Annotated in this window: 12 protein-coding genes; 5 read left to right on the top strand and 7 right to left on the bottom strand. The window is 52.4% G+C overall.

Annotated features, from left to right (window positions below; all coding sequences use genetic code 11):
• Position 1: 1 nt before the first annotated feature.
• From TY10_RS19315 to TY10_RS19335, 5 genes are all read right to left on the bottom strand, one after another.
• The gene (locus TY10_RS19315) at positions 2–1,717 is read right to left on the bottom strand and encodes a sensor histidine kinase (RefSeq protein ID WP_042166984.1); all 1,716 of its coding nucleotides are present in this window, start codon (positions 1,715–1,717) and stop codon (positions 2–4) included.
• A gap of 166 nt (positions 1,718–1,883) precedes the next feature.
• On the bottom strand, positions 1,884–3,980 hold the full coding sequence (locus TY10_RS19320) for an alpha-galactosidase (protein WP_155985971.1): 2,097 nt from the start codon (positions 3,978–3,980) through the stop codon (positions 1,884–1,886).
• Between the two features lie 74 nt (positions 3,981–4,054).
• Positions 4,055–5,686 (bottom strand): ABC transporter substrate-binding protein, encoded by a 1,632-nt coding sequence (locus TY10_RS19325; protein WP_042167019.1) that lies wholly within the window; start codon positions 5,684–5,686, stop codon positions 4,055–4,057.
• Between the two features lie 105 nt (positions 5,687–5,791).
• On the bottom strand, positions 5,792–6,679 hold the full coding sequence (locus tag TY10_RS19330; RefSeq protein ID WP_042166987.1) for a carbohydrate ABC transporter permease: 888 nt from the start codon (positions 6,677–6,679) through the stop codon (positions 5,792–5,794).
• Between the two features lie 26 nt (positions 6,680–6,705).
• Positions 6,706–7,689 (bottom strand): ABC transporter permease, encoded by a 984-nt coding sequence (locus TY10_RS19335; RefSeq protein ID WP_052350648.1) that lies wholly within the window; start codon positions 7,687–7,689, stop codon positions 6,706–6,708.
• A 212-nt stretch (positions 7,690–7,901) separates the two neighbouring features.
• Here TY10_RS19335 and TY10_RS19340 point away from each other — a divergent pair, with 212 nt between their 5' ends.
• From TY10_RS19340 to TY10_RS19350, 3 genes are read left to right on the top strand one after another with little or no spacing between them, the layout of a single operon-like run.
• Positions 7,902–8,444, top strand: coding sequence for a response regulator (locus TY10_RS19340; RefSeq protein WP_042166990.1), 543 nt, complete (start codon positions 7,902–7,904; stop codon positions 8,442–8,444).
• Positions 8,434–9,495: a helix-turn-helix transcriptional regulator gene (locus TY10_RS29040; RefSeq protein ID WP_052350649.1), complete on the top strand. Its 1,062-nt coding sequence runs from the start codon at positions 8,434–8,436 to the stop codon at positions 9,493–9,495. Before TY10_RS19340 ends, TY10_RS29040 begins: the two co-directional genes overlap by 11 nt.
• A gap of 17 nt (positions 9,496–9,512) precedes the next feature.
• Positions 9,513–11,258 (top strand): sensor histidine kinase, encoded by a 1,746-nt coding sequence (locus TY10_RS19350; protein WP_042166991.1) that lies wholly within the window; start codon positions 9,513–9,515, stop codon positions 11,256–11,258.
• 83 nt (positions 11,259–11,341) lie between these two features.
• Here TY10_RS19350 and TY10_RS19355 read toward each other — a convergent pair whose 3' ends face one another.
• Both TY10_RS19355 and TY10_RS19360 read right to left on the bottom strand, forming a co-directional pair.
• Positions 11,342–14,407 carry a carbohydrate-binding protein gene (locus TY10_RS19355; RefSeq protein WP_042166994.1) on the bottom strand — a complete coding sequence of 1,022 codons (3,066 nt, stop codon included), beginning with the start codon at positions 14,405–14,407 and terminating at the stop codon, positions 11,342–11,344.
• A gap of 202 nt (positions 14,408–14,609) precedes the next feature.
• The gene (locus TY10_RS19360; RefSeq protein ID WP_337588371.1) at positions 14,610–16,931 is read right to left on the bottom strand and encodes a glycoside hydrolase family 95 protein; all 2,322 of its coding nucleotides are present in this window, start codon (positions 16,929–16,931) and stop codon (positions 14,610–14,612) included.
• Positions 16,932–17,132: 201 nt separating this feature from the next.
• On the opposite strand from TY10_RS19360, the gene TY10_RS19365 reads away from it, so the two are divergent.
• On the top strand, positions 17,133–17,999 hold the full coding sequence (locus TY10_RS19365) for a helix-turn-helix domain-containing protein (RefSeq protein ID WP_042166998.1): 867 nt from the start codon (positions 17,133–17,135) through the stop codon (positions 17,997–17,999).
• 3 nt (positions 18,000–18,002) lie between these two features.
• Positions 18,003–18,263: hypothetical protein (locus TY10_RS30560; protein WP_155985972.1), on the top strand; the 261-nt coding region annotated here is incomplete at its 3' end.

Raw genomic sequence — 18,263 nt, forward strand, 5'->3', positions numbered from 1 at the left:
GCTACTCCTCCACCTTCACCTGATCCGGCATGTCGATCGTGATTGTCGTTCCCTCTCCCGGTGCGCTGTGAACGGAGAATAGCGCCTCAGAGCCGTAGTATACTTCCAGCATCTTCTTCACATAGCGCAGCCCAATGCCGAGACCGCTTCGCTGCCGCTGCTCATCCAGCTCGAACAGCTCATGCATCCGCTCCGGCGGAATGCCCTGCCCGTTGTCCCGAACGACAATTTGCATACGGTCCCCTGGAGCCAGCCGGATCGTTACCTCAATCTGTCCCTCTTCATTGTCGAAGGCATGATACAGGGCGTTCTCCACCAGCGGCTGCATAATAAACCGGGGGATCGCAATGGGATCAGCGGCTTCCTCCGCGTGGACGTTAACCTGAAACTTATGGTCATACCGGATGCTTTGCAGCTCGATATAGTCGCGCAGCGCCTGCACCTCATCCCGGACGGTCACGATAATGCTCTTTTTCCCCAAATTATAATGCAGCACTCTTGTAAACACGGCGACAAGATTCGCAATATCCTTCTGCCCGTTCATCCGGGCAAGCCATTGCACCGTATTAAGCGTGTTATGCAAAAAATGCGGATTGATCTGCACGAGAAGCTTCTCTACCTCAAGCTGGCCCTTGCGCTTCTCCTTCTCCTCAATGTCCGCTATAAGCTCCATAATCCGGTTTTTCATGTTCTCGAAGTTGTTCAAGACGTTATCGAACTCAACCGTTCCCGTCGTTGCCAGCTTCCGTGACTCATTCCCCTGCCCGATCTGAAAATGATGAATCTCGCGATTGATGACCCGAATCGGTCCGTATACCATTTTCCATATAAACCAAGCCAGCAGAAAGCCGATAAGCAGCGAGAGCAGGGCAATCGCAATGAACTGATAAAACCATTTATTAATTTCACGGTTGTACTCGCCAAGCGGAACAAAGTGAATATACGTCCATCCGTTCCGGCTTGTCGCGGCAAAAGCTTTCGTCTCCTCCGGAGGTTCCCCGTATGCCTCGCCGATCTTGTAAGGCGATTCGCTATGGCTGTACAGCACTTGTCCCGAGCTGCTGACGAGAATGTCCCCCGGACGGCTTGCGATCATCAAATCCGAAATATCCCGCTCGATATAGATCGACAGCGGCATACCCTCCTCGTTCTCCACTTCCCGCCACAGCGAAAGCACCAGCACTTTGTTGTAGACGCGGACGGAGGGATGGGGGCCGTAATATTCGAACTTGTTTTTGGAATACATCGTCTGCCCCGGATGCAGCAGCAGCTCCTGCTCCACCTTCATATTAGGAAATAAGAACGGGTCCTTGTACGTCGGAGCATAGTAGAGCATAACGCCCAGACTTGGATTCGCAAAATTAATGTTCGAGGTCGACTGCAGTATTTTATCGTAGAGCCTCGTCTTCTCATAAGCATCCTTGGAGGAAATGAACGTCATGACGTCCTGTCCGATCCCGCCTTCGCCCACAAGCAGTTGCGATACACGGCCAAGCTCGTCGAGCCGCTTCTCCATCTCCTGCTGTTCCCGTTCCACCTGATTCTGTATATCCTGTCCGATGCGGCCGATCTGAATATCGTAAATCCAATAATACGACACCAGCCCGATCAATACGATTGGAATAGCCGTAGCAAGTACAAGAACGAGCGCCAGCCGGCCTTTTAGCGTATGCGGTACGATTTTGCCGGATTGCACGGCGTTCATCCTGTCTCCCATCTCTGCCACCTCCAGGTTAATCGCTTACATTTCGTTCATTCTTAAAGATGGTTGTATTATAATACAGTTTCCTTGCCTTTAAAAATAAAAAAAGAAACGGCTCCTTCCGGCGAATGCCGGCCGGTAGGAGCCGTTTCTTCGTATGAATATAGCTTCTTCTAGTGACCTAGACGTAGAAGAGCAGCTTCGATTCCCCTGGCTCCAGCGCCAGAACATGCTCCGCTGCACCCGGCTGCAGGCTGTAGGACTCGCCGCTCCACAGATCGCGAACCGTCAGTCCCTTCGAGCCATTGATGCCAACTCGGGACAAGTCGATTGCCTTTGACTTGCCGTTCACTTCGTCGAAGTTGAAGACAGCAATATAGGTGCCGCCATCGCCATCCAGCGAGTAAAGATCCTCGCCGCCTGTGCCGCTGCGTCCTTCCGCCGGACGGAACGTCTCGCCGCGCTTCGCCAGCGCCATAACCTCTTTGTTAGTCATCCATGCCTTCGCACGGCTGGCCGCTTCCTCCATCCGGTAGTCGTCGCCAAGCAGCAGCGACGTGCCGGAAATAACGCCTGAATTCAAGCGGCTGCGCCCTTCATGCTCGGAGATTGCCCGTTGGTTGTCGCTCTTATACAACACGATGTGATCCGGATCATTGAAGCGGTACAGATTGTCGCTGATCCACCAGCCGTATGTGAGTGCGTTCAGCATATATTCCGTATCGGCAATTGTGCCGAATGCATCGCAGGAAACGCGTCTGCTATGCGCATAGCCATGCGGGAACAGCGGCGCGATTGACAGATTGATCAGGAACGGACGGCCCAGACGTTCAGGACTAAGCGCTTCCGCAATGGCTGCCATGCCGTAGTTATAGGCTTGAATACCAGTGCGGATAGACGGATCGTAATGCACGCCTTCCATCGCGCCATGCGCCAGAAAATCCATCTTCAAATACTCAAAGCCGATTGAAGTGACTTCATCCAGCTTGCGCATAATGCGCGCGATCGCTTCCGGATGCGACGGATCGATTGGGAATGCGCCGTCGAGCTTCGGCAGCGGTTTGCCTGCCGCGTCCTTCAGCAAAATTTCCCGGTACAGCACAGTACCGTCTGTACCTTCCACCGGTGTGTCCGGGTCGCTTCCCCAGAACGCAAACGGCGTATAGTACGTCCCCGGTTTCTGGCCATTTGCCTTCACGCGGCGAACAGCATCCTCAAGCTGGCCTTCCTTCAAATTGTCCGAGAACGCATCGAAGTTGACATACAGGCTGCCTTCAAAGTCAGCAAAGCCGTCTCCTTGAATTTCTTTGGCAAAAAAATCAGATGTATAGGTATATACTTCATAATCGAGCTTCGCCATAACGGCCGACCAGCTGTTCCAGCCAACCGGAACGCCGCTGGACCATGTAAGCGCAGGCTGAATGACCGCATTAGCCCCGCCGTAAGCTTCCATCCCTTCGCGGTAGTCCGTGTATGCGCCTACAAAGATCGTCGGCGATACGATGGACGTGCCGCGCAGCGAGCCATGCGGTACGGTATCGCGGGTTTGCAGATCCGCTGCGCCGGCAAATACCCGCAGACGGCCAATCGCTTCGGAGAAGGTTCCTTCCACGTCGATAGCTGTTTTCCATGTATCATGCGTAACCGAGCCAATGACGAAGCCGCGGCGGGATTCCGCCCGGTAAATAGCCGTTACTTCATAGCTGCGTACGCTGCCAGGATTCGCCTGGGAACCGAACCGTACCCATTTGTCATTGTCGTACGGAATGAACAGCGAGCGTATCTCCTCTTTAGAGCCGTCTCCGAAATCAAGCAAGCCGTCATCATTCAGGTAGGAGGCAAGCGGAGTCAGCTCATTCGTCTCCCATTCCTGCTCAGCTTCCGCTTCCAGCTCAATCAATGCGTAAGGCAAGTCTTTATACAGACGGATTAGCTGCCGCAGTACCGGCTTGCCCGGTTCCGTATGCTCAAAGCTGAATCGGAGCCCTTCTCCGAAGCCGTCCTCAATTGCCTGCACCGATGCTTCTGGAACGGAATGCGTCCCATAGTAGGAAGAGCGGGCGATTTCTGCGCCCACACGGGCTTCCGCATAGAGGCCGGACATCGTTTGTCCGTCCTTCCAGGCGAGCGCCAGTGTGCCCTCTTCCATATTCGCCGTCACTTTCAGCAGGCCATTGTCTGCCGTAAACGTTCCGGATGCTTGCTCCAGCTTGAATTGTCCAATATCGGTCGTCATGATTTCATCCGCTCCCATTCTGCTATTGGTTCTCATGCTCATTTTACCTTGCTCTATTATCCAATGAAAGGAAAAGGCCAGCTCAGCTGGCCTTCTCGGCAAATCCGGTTATGCGATTAGTTCCACAGCTCTTTGCGTGCTGCATAGTTGCTCGAGTAGACCGCTTCGACTTTTTCGTCGCCAGCAGCTTTCATATCGGAAAGCATTTTGTCAAAAATCGAGCTTGATTCTTCAGCAGAAGGAGCCATGATTGCTTTCGTCAAAGCTTGCTTCGTGATGTCGTTGATTTTTTGCTCATTCAACGCTTCCGGCGTTCCGCCTTGCGGGTTCAGACCATCGTAGATTGCGGTATCATAAATAGTGTCCGACAAGTTTTTGATCGCCATTTTATCAATTGGCGAACGCTCGTAACGGCCTGGAAGGTCGTACGGCGTGCCGTCTGCGCCTGGTCCGTTTTTAATAAACCAAGTCCATTTGCGAATGCCTGTTTCTTTCGTATAAGCAGCCCAGTCGTCTTTGAACGCTTGCAGTGTTTCTGGACGCGGCACATGCTTGCCGTCCTTCATATCCCAGTGCGTGCCTTCAATACCCCACATGAGCAAGTATTGACCTTCTTCACTAGCAAGGAAGTTAATGAATTGCATAGTGCGTTCCGGATTTTTGTTCTTCTTCGTGATCGCAATCGCATCCCAGCCCAAGGAGCTGCGGCCGCCGAATGTTGTTTTTGCAGGATCAACGCCGTCTGCAACTACTTTATAAGCGAACAGCTGCGATTCCTCGCCTTTGTCTTTCTTCAGGATCGTGTTGGAGTTGCCCAGATCCCAGTATGCGCCGGTCGACGAGAGAATTGTGCCTGTCGCGATTTTTTGCTCCCATACTTGACGTTTGTTGATCGCCCATTCTTTGTCCATCAGGCCGGAGCGGTACAAATCATTCATGTACAGAATCATATCTTTATATTTCGGATCCTTCACATCATATTGGAGCTTTCCGTCATGCTCATAGTAGCCAGACAGGCCGAACATGCCTTTGAAAGTACCCATCGTGCCGCCCCAGTTCTCGCCGTCCATCGTCAGAGCGATGGAGTTCTTGCCGTCGATTTGCGGATATTTCGCTTTGAAATCAACAAGCAGCTGCTTGAACTCGCTTTGTGTGAATGGAACGCCGCCTTCCGCTTTATCCGGTGCCAGTTCCTTCACGATATCCTTGCGCATATTGAAGCCGAATACCGGTTCATGCTCCAAGCCATACCAGTTGGACAGGTAGTAGTTGTTGCCGTCTTTATAACGCGTTTTGTTCAATACGTCGCCATACATAGTCGTTACGTCCGGACCGTATTGGCTGATCAGATCATTCAATGGAACGATTGCTTTCGCTTCAATGTATTTCGCAACCAGGTCACTGGAGCGGTCGAACATAATCATGTCCGGCAAGTCCTCACTGGCCAGCATCAGGTTCAGCTTCTCCGTCGGATTGCCTGTCGGCTGCTGAATTTCGATCGTTACACCTGTGCGCTTTGTAATTTCTTTCGCGATGGCGTTATCGAATTTATCTCCTGTGTTTTTATCGAAAAACGTAATCTTGATGGGGTCCGTGCTTGGCTCTTTCGTGCCGCCCTCTGTACCGCTATTCGGCTTATCCGTACCCGTGTTGCTCGGTTTATTTGATGAATTCGAAGCACAAGCAGACAATAAGGAAATCAACATTACCGCTGTCAGCAGAGACAGCATCCATTTTTTTGCGTTCATCCAAAAATCCCCCTTATTCATAATCGTATGCTTATCGAAAAGACTGTTCGGCATTCATCCGGCCGACCGCAACACCTCCTGCAAGTAATCTAGAAGGACGGCAGATTAGCTCTTAACTGCGCCCAGTGTCATGCCTTTCACGAAATATTTTTGCAGGAACGGATAGACCATAATGATCGGCAGCGTTGCAACCATCGTCGCCGCCATACGGATCGTATCCGGCGATACCGCCATACGTTTAGCCGAGTTTGCCATTGCCTGCGCGTCACCGACCATGGAGCCCGTCTGATACTGGTTCAGAATTTTGACGAGTACGGCTTGCAGCGTTTTCAAATCCGGATTGTAAGTGAACACGTACGAATCGAACCAGGAATTCCAGTGGCTGATTGCCGTAAACAATCCGATCGTCGCCAGCACTGGCGTCGTCAGCGGCAGGATGATGCGGAAGAAGATCTGGAGGTAGTTCGCTCCGTCCATCTTCGCTGATTCATCGAGCTCCTGCGGCAGTCCTTGCATAAAGGTCCGAACGATGATCATATAGAACACGTTCATCAAGCCTGGTACGACGAAAACCATGAAGTTGTCGATCAGATGATAGCTTTTGAGCACCATGTAGTAAGGGATAAGTCCGCCGCCAAAGTACATCGTGAAGACGAAGTACAGCGTCCAGAAACGGCCTGCGACAAGCTCTTTTTTACTGAGTGCAAAGGATAGCATGCTGATTGTGATGACGGCAAGCGGCGTGCCGATGAGCGTCCGAAGCAGCGTGATCCGAATAGCCATCCATATTTCGCTGTCCGTCAATATTTGCTTGTAGCTCGCTAAGCTGAACTCCCTCGGCCATAAATATAAATGGCCCCGCAGCGTATCCTCCGCGCTGTTCAAAGAAATAATGAAGATATTCCAGAACGGATAGAATGTAACAATAAATATCGCAACAATAAACGCGTAAACGACGGTCATAAAGAGAAAATCTTTTTTGTCTTTCACCATGGCGTGTTCTCCTCTTCCGTTTTGTTCTAGAACAGTGACTGTTCTTCCATTTTTTTAGCCATCTGGTTGACGCTGATGACGAGTATGAACGCCACGACCGATTTGAACAAACCGACGGCAGCACCGTATGAGAACATGCCGTTTTGCAGACCGTATTTGTACGTATACGTATCGATGACTTCTGAGTATTGCATAACCGTGTTGTTCTGGAGCAGGTACTGCTGGTCGAAGCCGGCATTCAGAATACCGCCGACTGCAAGAATAGCCAGAATGATAATCGTCGGCTTGATGGATGGCAGTGTAATATGCAGCATCTGCTTCAAGCGGCTTGCGCCGTCGACCTTCGCCACCTCGTACAGCTCCGGATTGATCGCCGAGATAGCGGCCAAATACATAATGGCGTTAAAGCCCATGTCCTTCCAAGCATTCGATAGGGCGATAATCCACCAGAAGAGCGGTCCCTTCTGCATGAACTGAATCGGCTCGTCGATAATATGCAGGCCGGTCAGGATGTTGTTGATAACCCCGCCGGACGAGAGCATCGTAATGATGATATTCGCCGCGATAACCCAAGAGATAAAATGCGGCATATAAGATACCGTCTGGAACGTCCGTTTGAACCAGCCGTTTCTCATTTCATTGATCATAAGCGCCAGAATGATCGGCATCGGGAATCCGAATAGCAGCGACAGGAAGCTTTGTGCCAGCGTATTGCGCATGATCCTTACAAAGTCACCGTTCGTGAAGAAGTACTCGAACCATTGCAGCCCTACAAAGTCTGTCGTAAAAAATTGCTCGAAAAACGTTCCGCCGCCCGGCTGATAATTAATGAACGCCATATACAGCCCGAACATCGGTACGTAGGAGAACATCAAGGTCAGGATAATCGCGGGCAGCATCAGTACGTAAAGCAGCCGCTGCTCTTTCAATCTGTCCAGCAGTCCGCCTCTATTCCGCTTGACGGCCAGCGTCCCGCTTCCTTGAGGTTGCGCTTTAGGTTGCATGTTCATCGTGTTGCCTCCCGTGAATTGATTGCGTTTTCATTTGCTTCGTGTTCTCATTATAGGCCTGGCAAAATACCTGTTCTATAATAAGATCTAACGATTCATATTCGAAACACACACTCTTACTTTTGCTCCATTGTTGAATAGCGGCATTACCGTTAAACTAATAAAAAAGACATCATAGAGTTATATTTCTTCTAGAAAAGGCGGGTGCCAACATGTACACTGTGCTGCTGGTAGATGATGAAGCAATCGAGCTTGAGATGATGGAGCAATACGTTCCCTGGGAGCAGGCCGGCATTCGAGTCGTCGGGACAGCCCGAAACGGCAAGGAAGCGCTGGGCAAACTCACGGAACTAAAGCCGGATATTGTCGTTACAGATGTGCGCATGCCGATTATGGACGGACTGGAGTTTGGACGGCGGGCGAAGCAGATCGACAAGAGCGTCAAAATCATTTACTTAAGCGGACATAACGAATTTCAATATATTAAGTCCGCACTCAATATCGAAGCGGCAGGTTATCTGCTGAAGCCCATTGATATGGAAGAGCTGCTTGTACTGTTGGAGAAAGTGAAAAAGAAATGCGAAGAAGAGCAGCTTGCCAGCGCAGGCGGCGGCTGGCAGCTGGAGAAGCTGCTGCTCCGCATCGTCCGTGAGCCTGCGGAGGAGCGCCGGCTGGAATGGATTCGCCAATGGGCAAAAAAGCGCATCCGGCTTCTCTGCCCAGCAATCTTTTGGAGCCGCTTACATGACATTTGAACCTCCTGCCTTACGAGGTAAAGCTGCGGAAGTGGCGGATGCACCGCCAGCGCCATCGGGAGCATTAGTCTCGGATGCGGCTGAAGCTGCACGGGACTTGCTCAGACAGCGGCTGGATGCTGCAATTGTGCTGGAGACTGGGATCAATACGCTGTTTGTGCTGTTTCAAGGAAAACCGCAGCAATGGGACCCTGCCTATTGGGAGCTGCTTCGGGAAGAACTGCTGACCCTAACGGTGGAAGGCGAGTCTTTCGTGACGATTGGCCTATCCGGCCCACATAAAGGATTCCATCTGTTGAAGGAGGCTTTCGAGCAGTCACAGCGCTGCAATGATGAAAAGCTGTACCGCCAGGCTGGCTCCGTTATTATGCCAGGCAGTCCGGAAGCCGTGAAGCAGACTGACATGCCCGTGGATCAAGCTGCAGCAGCGCTGATCGCTGCTATTCAGGGCACCGACGCTGAGCGTGCTGGACAATCGCTGGATGATTGGTTCGCCGTCATGCGCCAGGAGCGGGTCGAGCGCAACTTCGCCGTTCGTGCAGTCATTCAACTGCTTACGGCGCTTGAGCAGCATTTCACTTCATTAATGGCTGGTCCGCTGCGTGACCAGCTGCTCGCCGATCATTGGAAGGAGCTGTCCCTGCTGCCGTCAATCGCCCACTATAACGCGTATGCGCAGCGCTTCTGCAGCGCGCTTCTGAAGGCTGCAGGAGCTCGCGACGCGGACCGTTATCAGTCCGTAGCCGGCCAGATCACGAAGCTGATTGCAGAGCGTTATCATCTTCCGATTACGGTTGAGGATATTGCGAAAGAGGTCTACTTGTCTCCGAACTATGTACGGACTATATTTAAAGAAAAGACAGGCGAGACGATCCTCGATTATTTGACCCGCGTCCGCATGAACCATGCATCGGAGCTGCTCAAGGAGCGTTCCCTGAAGGTACGCGAAATCGCTCACCAAGTCGGCTATGAGAATGTCTCCTATTTCTGTTCAGTGTTTCAGAAGCATAAGGGGAGTACGCCAAATGAATACCGTAAAATGCAACTTTAGGCTGGAGTGATCAACGGATGAGAAAACTGGCCGCTTGGCTTATCAACCCTTTAAACAATTGGCGGCTGCGGGAGAAGCTGTTCGTCATGTTCCTGCTTGGCGGCATTCTCCCCCTGTTATTCTTTGTCTTATATTCCTATACGACAATCCGCAGCGAGCTGTCCGCTCAGATGGTGGCCAATACAGGCTCTACCGTGGCACAAATCAATTCCAACCTGGAGAACAAGCTGGATACGTATACGAAGCTGTCTGCTACGCTGTATCTCGATTCGACGATGCGCGCCTATTTGACAAATGATTATTCGGTGGACCCGGCGTTGTTTGTCGATGCGTACAAATATATCAACAATTCCTTCGTCAACATGCTGACGACGAATCCGGATATTCATTCCATGACGATCTACATTAACAATGAAACACTGCCTACTGACGGTATGTTTATTAAAAGAATGGGCGAGAATTTCCGCAATTCTCTTGCTTACAAGTCGCTGCGGGACAGCTATGGGGACGTTCGCTTCGTAACTTCTCCGCCGGAGCCTGATCTGCCGCCGATGTTCACGCTATCGCGAATGCTGAATATTAGCAGCATGAACAATCCTTATGGCGTGCTGACGATCAACATTCTGGAGTCAGATATTTTCCGGCTGATGGAGAAAGAGTCAGAGGATAAAACGGTACTGATTATCAATGAAGAAGGAATCGTCATGTCTGCGAAAGATAAGACGCTGTTGAACCAACCTATCGATTTGCCTGACAAGTTTCCTCAGGATATGAACGGCCAGTTCGACAGCACGTATAACGGGGAATTGGTGCTAGTCGTCTACAATACGACCAAATACGGCTGGAAGAGCGTCTCGGTCATCCCGTACAGCAGCTTCCTGTCTAAGGCGAACCTGACTGCCAAGCGAATTCTGATCTATGCGGTAGCCAGCCTGGCTGTAATGGCGCTTCTGATCTATGTCACCGCGAGGCTGTTCACAAAACGGGTGGAGACGCTCCTTGGCATGATGCGGCGCATCGAAAAGGAAGAATTCGAGCTCACTGACATCCGGCCGCTCGGACGTGACGAGATTGGCCAGATCGGCAATGCGCTGCGAAGGATGGGCCAGCGGCTCAGCGCGCTGATCTCCGATGTCTATATGAAGGAAATTGATAAGCGGGAGGCAGAGCTGAACGTTCTGCAGGCACAGATCAACCCGCATTTTCTCTACAACTCGCTTGCTTCGATTTCTTCGCTGGCCATTCGGAACGCTGATCCGCGAATGAACAAGATGGTGACCGATCTGGCGAAGTTTTACCGCATCTCACTCAATAAAGGCAAAAACACGCTTTCGGTGCATGAGGAAATCCAGCTTACCCGCTACTACGTATCCATCCAGCAGGTGCGATTCGCCAATCTGCTGCGGGTCCATTATGATATCGATGAATCCGTGCTGCCTTGCCCGATCGTGAAGCTCACGCTTCAGCCTTTTGTGGAAAATTGCATCAATCATGCGATATGGGATCATGAGCATGGCATCAATATTATTATCCGGGCCTGCCGCGACGGACAGGACATTCTGCTAAAAGTCATCGACGACGGCATGGGCATGCGGATGCCGAACGAGCGGGATCTGCCGCAAAGCGACGACAAGTTGTCCGGGTACGGCGTCCGCAACGTCGACAACCGGATCAAGCTGCTGTTCGGTGACTCCTACGGCGTCTCGATCTACAGCCGTCTAGGCATCGGGACGACGGTTACGATTCGGATTCCGGGGAAGTAAAGTGAAGCGTTTATATCATCAAGAAGAAAAACAGCCAGCAGACCGGTAACCGGTATGCTGGCTGTTTCATGTGGCTGCTAGTCTTACTTTTTCACCTTTACCTTATAAAGCTTCGATTGTGCGCCTTCAAGATTCACTTGGAGGGTGTCCTTCGCTTCAACCTTCGCACCTGTCCAAGCGTCTGTCAGCTCCACCTTAGCTGTAGCGGAGACGCCAAGTGCCCGCTTCAGGTCGATTGTTTTCGCCGCTGCATCATTCGTGTAATTGAATACCGCGAGGTAGTAGTCCTTTTTGTCCTGCAGGACGAATACGTCTGCTGCAGCCGTACCTGTGTTGCCTTCAACCGGACGGAACGCTTCGCCGATCAGCGCGATTTCATTCACGCTTTTATTCGTCAGCAGCGATTTCATCAGCTTCTGCGTCTCCACATTGCTAACGTCATCGGAGTTCATGTACACCGTACCGGAAATAGCTGCGGAGTTAACCCGCGTCTGCGCTGCGTTGTAAGAGCCGCCTTTAGCCAGTGTCATATAGTCAGGATCGGTGTACGCATAGATCGTTCCGTTCTGCCACCAGCCGTAAGTCAGGTTGTTAAGCTGGTATTCCGTGCGGCCAAGCGTACCATCGATGTCGCAGGAAATACGTCTCGCATGCGCATACTGGCTCGGGAACATCGGCGCGATGGAGGCGCTGATGAACATTTTGCCGCCAAGCGTCTTATTGATATGCGCCATTCCTTGGTTGTACGCTTGAATGCCCGTCTGCACCTTCGGATCATAATGCTTGCCCTCGAACGAGCCATGCGTCAGGAAGTCGATTTTAATATATTCAAAGCCGTAGTCCAGGAACTTTTTGAATACGTATTCGACGCGCTGCTGCGAGCCTGGATGTGTCGGATCGATCGCGTAAGCGCCGTCCACCTTCGGCAAAATGTTGCCCGCCGCATCGCGAAGCACGATGTCGCCGTACGTATACTTGCCGTTTGTACCTTCTACCGGCTGCGACATATTATCGCCCCAATAGACGAATGGGCCGTAGTAGATGCCTGCTTTTTGCCCGTTTTTACGAATAACCTTCACCGCATCGCGAAGCTGCTGCTCGGACAGGTTGTCCCAATACGAGTCCATGTTAATGTATACGGTGCCGTCGTTCGTAAACGACTTTTTCAGATTCTCTTTGAAGAAATTGGATACCTCGACAACTTTATCGTAGCTGAGCGAGCTTTCGTAAGCGCCCCAGCTGTTCCAGCCAACCGGTACGCCGGAAGGCACGCCTTTCTGGAACTTGAGCGGCGGAGCAACTGCTGCATTCGCTTCACCATAATTCTCCAGACCGTCACGGTAATCGTTGTAATAACCGACTGCAATTTGCGGAGAAGTAATCGTCTGGCCCGACACTTTGCCGTGATCGATCGTGTCATGAGTCGAAGTGAGCGACGTAAAGCCGCCGTATACTTTCAGCTTGTTCAATTTGTCGTTCGAGCCGCTCCAGTAGATGCCGGTTTTCCACACATCATGCGTAACGGAGCCAATAACAAGTCCGCTGCGGCTGTTGTTGTCATAGATCGCCGTCATTTCCGAGCTGATGTAGTTGTTGTTGTTCAACGCCGTATTGATCGTACGGGCCTGATAACGCGACCACATATCGTTGTCGAATGGCGTAATCAGTACGCGATTGTCTCCGCCTGTACCGATATCGACGCCGCCGCTAGCGTTCACAACGAGCGGAGCCATATCATTGGAGCTCACCGCAGCACCGCTGCTGACTACCTGCTGGGATACGAGGAAGTAAGACTGATCCTCATACAGCTGATAGATTTGCTTCATTACAGGCAAGCCTTCACTGCGGTTCTCGACTGTAATACGGACGCCCTTGCCATGCCCGTCCTTAATTTTCTCCACATTGTTCAATGTGAAGCTGTGCTCGCTGTATTGACGGCTGTCGAGCAGCTTGTCTTCAAGCTGAGCGCTGGCATATGCGCCCTTCACAAGCGTTTTGCCGTTCCAGGCGTATGCAGCCAGACCGGACTCCGTATTGAATGTAATGCTGTAGGAGCGGGAAACGAAAGTTGCTCCCTTCTCATGCTTCGTTACTTTAATGGAGCCGTACTTGTCCGAACCAAGCGCCTTGCCGATTACACCGATGTTGTCCACCGGACCCGGATCTTCGCCTCCGCCTCCAGCAGCGGCGATCTCCAACTTGTCGATATCCGGCGACCAGCCGCCGTCATCGTTGAATGTAATCGTGTTTGCTCCGGCTTTCAATTCGATCTCTAGCGTGAATACGCCAAGCGTGTCCCAGTTTTCCGTTTTTGGCAGCGCATAGTTTTCCGATGCGCCGTCATTGACAGAGATCGATACCGGGCGGGGATCACCAGAAATATAAGAAATGCTAAGCTTGTACACGCCAGCTTTCTCCGCCATTATATCGCGGAACTGCAGCGTCGACCCGCCCCACAGATTGCCTACCTTACGGCCGCCCGAGCAGGCAGTTGCCGCAGAACAGCCGCTTACCGCAGCATTGCCTGTCAGCACGTTATTGGAGGCTTCAGCCTCATAAACCGTACCTTTAACAGGACCGCCAGGACCGCCGTTATCAGATAAGCGGAGGTCGATTCGGTCGATATCAGGCGAGTAGCCGCCTTCGTCGTCCAAGAGAATCGTATTCGCTCCTGCTTTCAGTTCAACTTCAAGCTCGTAAACGCCAAGCGTATCCCAGTCTGCCGTCTTTGGCAGATCATAATGATCCTTCGTGCCGCCATTGACGCTAACACCAAATGACCTCGGGTCGCCTGAAATATAGTGTACCGTCAGCGTATATACGCCGGCTGTTTCCACAGTAATCTCATTGAATGTCAACGATGAACCGCCCCATAGCCCGCCGACCACTTGGCCGCCAGAGCAGCCGGTGGCTTCTCCGCAAGCTTTAATCTCCGCTTTGCCGGACAACGTGTTCACCGCCGCTTCAGCTTCATACGAATAGCTTCCGGCTGCGGCCTGTACCGCTGCCGTCGCATCCGTGTCTGCGCTTGCCGCATAAATTTCACGCCCGGATTGACCCGGTGCGAAAAACGCCGTCTGGACAAGCAGCACTGCCGTCAGCAATAGGAACAAGCCTTTGCCCGACAATGCCCAATGTTTTCTTCTCATTACTTCATGCCTCCTGTTCGCTATTTAAAATTATGAAGCGCTTACAAAGTGCATTTCCAATGTAAAACAGAGAAGAGGCCGGAACAATCCCAATATTTAACGAACGATACGACAAACCGCCAAAGTTTGAGCTTGGCACCCTCTGATTGCGGTGCAGCTCTCCCTTTGGCGGCTTGATTGGATGCTTGTTTGTTCCGTTATGTTAGGCGGCTGAAATGTCGATCAGCTGCAATTGACCGTCTAAACGGTAACGTTTGCCCGCTTCTAGCTGCAGATTAATTTGGCTGCCGCCGCATTTCACGATCGTCTCCAGATCGGAGTACGCCGTGATGATTGCTTCTGTCAAGCTGCCGCCGCTCCATACGACTGATGCTTCGGCATTTCCTTTTGCACGCAAGCCTTCATAGGAACCGTTGGACCAGTCTGCCGGCAAAGCAGGAAGCAGATGAATAGAGCCGGCATGGCTTTGCAGCAGCATATCGGCAATCGCAGCCGTTCCGCCGAAGTTGCCGTCAATGACGAAAATATTCGTCTCTGCGCCGGCTACGCCCGGCTTGGAATAGGACAGCAGATTGTCGAAGCAAAGCTCGCCGATCAGATGCCGGACATGTTTCACAGCCTGATTGCCGTCATGCAGCCTGGAGAAGCCCAGTGCGAACAATGCGGCTGTAAACTCAATGTCCTCCAGCTCGTCGACCAGCATACGCCCAAGCAGCGTCTGCCGCATCGCGGCGCTAAGTTCCGGCGTGTGCTCCGGCGTAATCTGGTTGCCCGGATAGATGCCGTACATATGGGAGAAATGACGGTGCTGCGGCTGCGCTTCCGCATAATCCTCCAACCACTCCTGCAATTGGCCGCGTTTGCCGACTTGCAGCGGCGGCAGCTGTTCAATGGCAGTCTTAAGCCTTGCTTGCAGCTCCGGATCGGCTTGCAGCAGTTCTGCCGACTCCAGACAGAAGACGAACAAATCCCGCACCAGCATCTGATCCATTGTCGAGCCCATGGAAAGCTGCTGCTCCCCTTGCTCAGGCGGTCCCGGGTAGAAGCTGTTCTCCGGGGAGTTCGACGGCCCTGTTACGAGCCAGCCGTATTTCGGATGAATCACCATATAGTTAAGGAAGAACAGCGCGGCTTCCTTCATAACCGGATAGGCTTGCCTCGATAGAAACTCGCGCTCCTTGCCATATTCGTAATGCTCCTTCAGATGAGTCGCAATCCAGAGGCCGCCAGTTACATTCATCCCCCAGGATCTTCCCCAGCCCGGTGAAGCAAATCCCCATGCGTTGGAGAATACATGCGCAACCCAGCCCTCGCAGCCGTAAAAGTCTTCCGCAGCAGACCGTCCCGCAGCAGCCAGCTTCTCGATATAGTTCATGAGCGGTACATGGCACTCCGCCAAGTTGCTAATTTCCGTCGGGTAATAGTTCATCTCCGTGTTGACGTCAAGATGATAGTCGCAGCTCCACGCCATCGCATTGGCTTCGCCGTCATTCCATATGCCCTGCAAGTGCAGCGGCAGTCTGGAATCGCCCCGCGACCCGGCAATCGTCAGATAACGCCCATATTGATAAAACAATGCGATAAGGCCAGTGTCACGAGAATCGCCCGCCCGCAGGCGGCGTACACGCTCATCGGTCGGAAGTGCCGCAAACTCAGCTGTCTCTCCGAGATCGAGAGCGACGCGATGGTAGAGCACTTGATAATCGGCTACATGATCGGCTAAGAGCCGGTCAAAGCCTTTTGCCTGAGCAGCATTGAGCCGCTCCGTGCTTTCGGCTTTCCAGCTGTCATCCTTGCGGTCATAATCAGTGGCAACGGCGAAATAAATGATGGCCTCGTCCGCTTCCTCGATGCTGATCTCTCCATTTGCACTTTGCAGTCTTCCGCCCGTGACAGCAACTTGTACTGCACCTTCGCTCCATACTCCGCAAGTGCCGTCGCTATGGATGTCCTCCGTAGCCTGTGTACGGAAAACGAGCTTGTTCTCTTCCTCTAACCAAGCATCAAATGTACTCGTTCTACCCTGTAAGCGGAGCTTCAACGACAGGCTTCCCGCGCGGTCGCCCTTAATGCGGGATACGAGAACTCCATCCGCATGCGTTGTGAATGTTTCACGGCGAATGGCTGCTCCGCTGTTGCTGCTGCGGTACGATACCGTTGCGATGGCCCGTTCCAGATTCAGCTCGCGAACCAGTTCGCTGCCCTCGTCTCCGTAGCTGATTAGAATGTCGCATAACGACAGATTTGTGCCAAAGTTGCCCTTGCTTGGCTCCAAATGCTGCTCCGCCAGCTTGTCTCCTTTGACATAATCGCCGCTAAAGAACGCCTCGCGCATCTCCGCCAGTTTCTCTCTTGCATCCGGCGATCCGCCGAAACGCTCCGGCTTGCCTGACCAGAAGGTCACCTCGGTCATATTCCATGTCTCGCTGACAATGCCGCCGTGCAGAACCGCTCCAAGTTGTCCGTTGCCGAGCAGAAGCCCTTGCTTCCAGCCGCTTGCCGGCTGTGTATATGTCATTTTCATCGTAATCATCCTCTCCGGTGTTGACTCCTGCTCTCATCGTAATGGTGAAAGCCCTTTCGCAAATCGCGCCACTATTGTAACATTGATAAAAAAAGACGTATTTGTTTGCTAGTCCAATTAGTTGACGATTAGTCCGGTAAACTTTTTTAAAATATTTTACCTAGTGGTCAAGCTAACGAAGCAAAGGCAGGGGAACCGAAAATGAAACCACTTAATGAATTAAAGCCCTATGTCGGCGATTCCATGCGTTACCTCTATGAAGGTGGCTTAAACGAGAAGCTGCGGGTCTGCAATGTCTATGCGTTCCATCTGTTCGTGGACGGGCCTGGAGAAATGGAAGTGAACGGGAAGCTGTACCCGATCGACCGGCGAACGCTTATCTTTTTGCGTCCGGGCGAGCCTCATGCTTTTCACGTTCAAAAAGGACAACCCTTGTCCTCCTATAATCTGTATTGCGATATGTGGGAAGGCGCGCCAAACCCGGTGTCGCTCAACCGGATGTTTGTTCATGCGCCGGAGCCGTTTGCATTCGACACCCGCTCCGTCACCGAACCATGCCCGGAGCTGGATTCGCTGCCCAGCCGCTTCTCGCTGCAGCCTTACCCTTGGCTGTTCGATTCCTTCGTTACACTTGCCAAGCAGTTTGATGATACGCGCTATTACCACGCAGAGCTCGTCAACAGCCTGTTGTACGCCTGGATGCTAAGCTGGTACAACGTCATTCATACTCATCAGCCTAGCGACTTCCGCATCGTCAAACTGCTGGCGCAATTAGATGAGCATCCTGAGACGCGAGCCTCGGTGGAGGAGTGGTCAGCGATGTGCGGCTTGAAGCGCTCTTACTTCCATTCGCTGTTTTTGCGGGAAACCGGGTTTACGCCAAACGCGTACCGCCACCGGCTGTTGATGAAACGAGCAGCCCATCTGCTCGTGGAAACGAACTTCTCGGTGACCGCCATCTCCGAACGGCTGGGTTACACCTCCATCCATCCGTTCACCCGCCACTTCAGCGCCTTCCACGGCGTCAGCCCGCGCGCTTACCGATTCCAGCCGTCGCCGGATAAGTAGGGAGTGGAGATTGCACGGTACTTGCCGGGGCGGCGATGTGCGGCCAGGTGCGGCCAGGTGCGCAGGCGATGTGCGGCGCTTGGCGCGCAGGCTGTGTGCGGCCAGGTGCCGTGGTGCCCGGTGACGGTGCTCCGTGCTGGTGCTGGTGCTGGTGCTGGTGCTGGTGCTGCTCAAATGCTACTGGGAGCGAACCTGTTTCGCTACTTTTGCGAAGAAAAGTTCGCTCCACAGAGGCTGCGAGGTCATGCTCTTGCCAGAGCGAAG

The sequence above is a fragment of the Paenibacillus gorillae genome, from assembly GCF_000513275.1.
GTDB lineage: Bacteria > Bacillota > Bacilli > Paenibacillales > Paenibacillaceae > Pristimantibacillus > Pristimantibacillus gorillae.

Coding starts and splice junctions, on each gene's coding strand:
- TY10_RS19315 (WP_042166984.1), bottom strand. CDS start 1,717: ATGGGAGACAGGATGAACGCCGTGCAATCCGGCAAAATCGTACCGCAT.
- TY10_RS19320 (WP_155985971.1), bottom strand. CDS start 3,980: ATGAGCATGAGAACCAATAGCAGAATGGGAGCGGATGAAATCATGACG.
- TY10_RS19325 (WP_042167019.1), bottom strand. CDS start 5,686: ATGAACGCAAAAAAATGGATGCTGTCTCTGCTGACAGCGGTAATGTTG.
- TY10_RS19330 (WP_042166987.1), bottom strand. CDS start 6,679: ATGGTGAAAGACAAAAAAGATTTTCTCTTTATGACCGTCGTTTACGCG.
- TY10_RS19335 (WP_052350648.1), bottom strand. CDS start 7,689: ATGAACATGCAACCTAAAGCGCAACCTCAAGGAAGCGGGACGCTGGCC.
- TY10_RS19340 (WP_042166990.1), top strand. CDS start 7,902: ATGTACACTGTGCTGCTGGTAGATGATGAAGCAATCGAGCTTGAGATG.
- TY10_RS29040 (WP_052350649.1), top strand. CDS start 8,434: ATGACATTTGAACCTCCTGCCTTACGAGGTAAAGCTGCGGAAGTGGCG.
- TY10_RS19350 (WP_042166991.1), top strand. CDS start 9,513: ATGAGAAAACTGGCCGCTTGGCTTATCAACCCTTTAAACAATTGGCGG.
- TY10_RS19355 (WP_042166994.1), bottom strand. CDS start 14,407: ATGAGAAGAAAACATTGGGCATTGTCGGGCAAAGGCTTGTTCCTATTG.
- TY10_RS19360 (WP_337588371.1), bottom strand. CDS start 16,931: ATGAAAATGACATATACACAGCCGGCAAGCGGCTGGAAGCAAGGGCTT.
- TY10_RS19365 (WP_042166998.1), top strand. CDS start 17,133: ATGAAACCACTTAATGAATTAAAGCCCTATGTCGGCGATTCCATGCGT.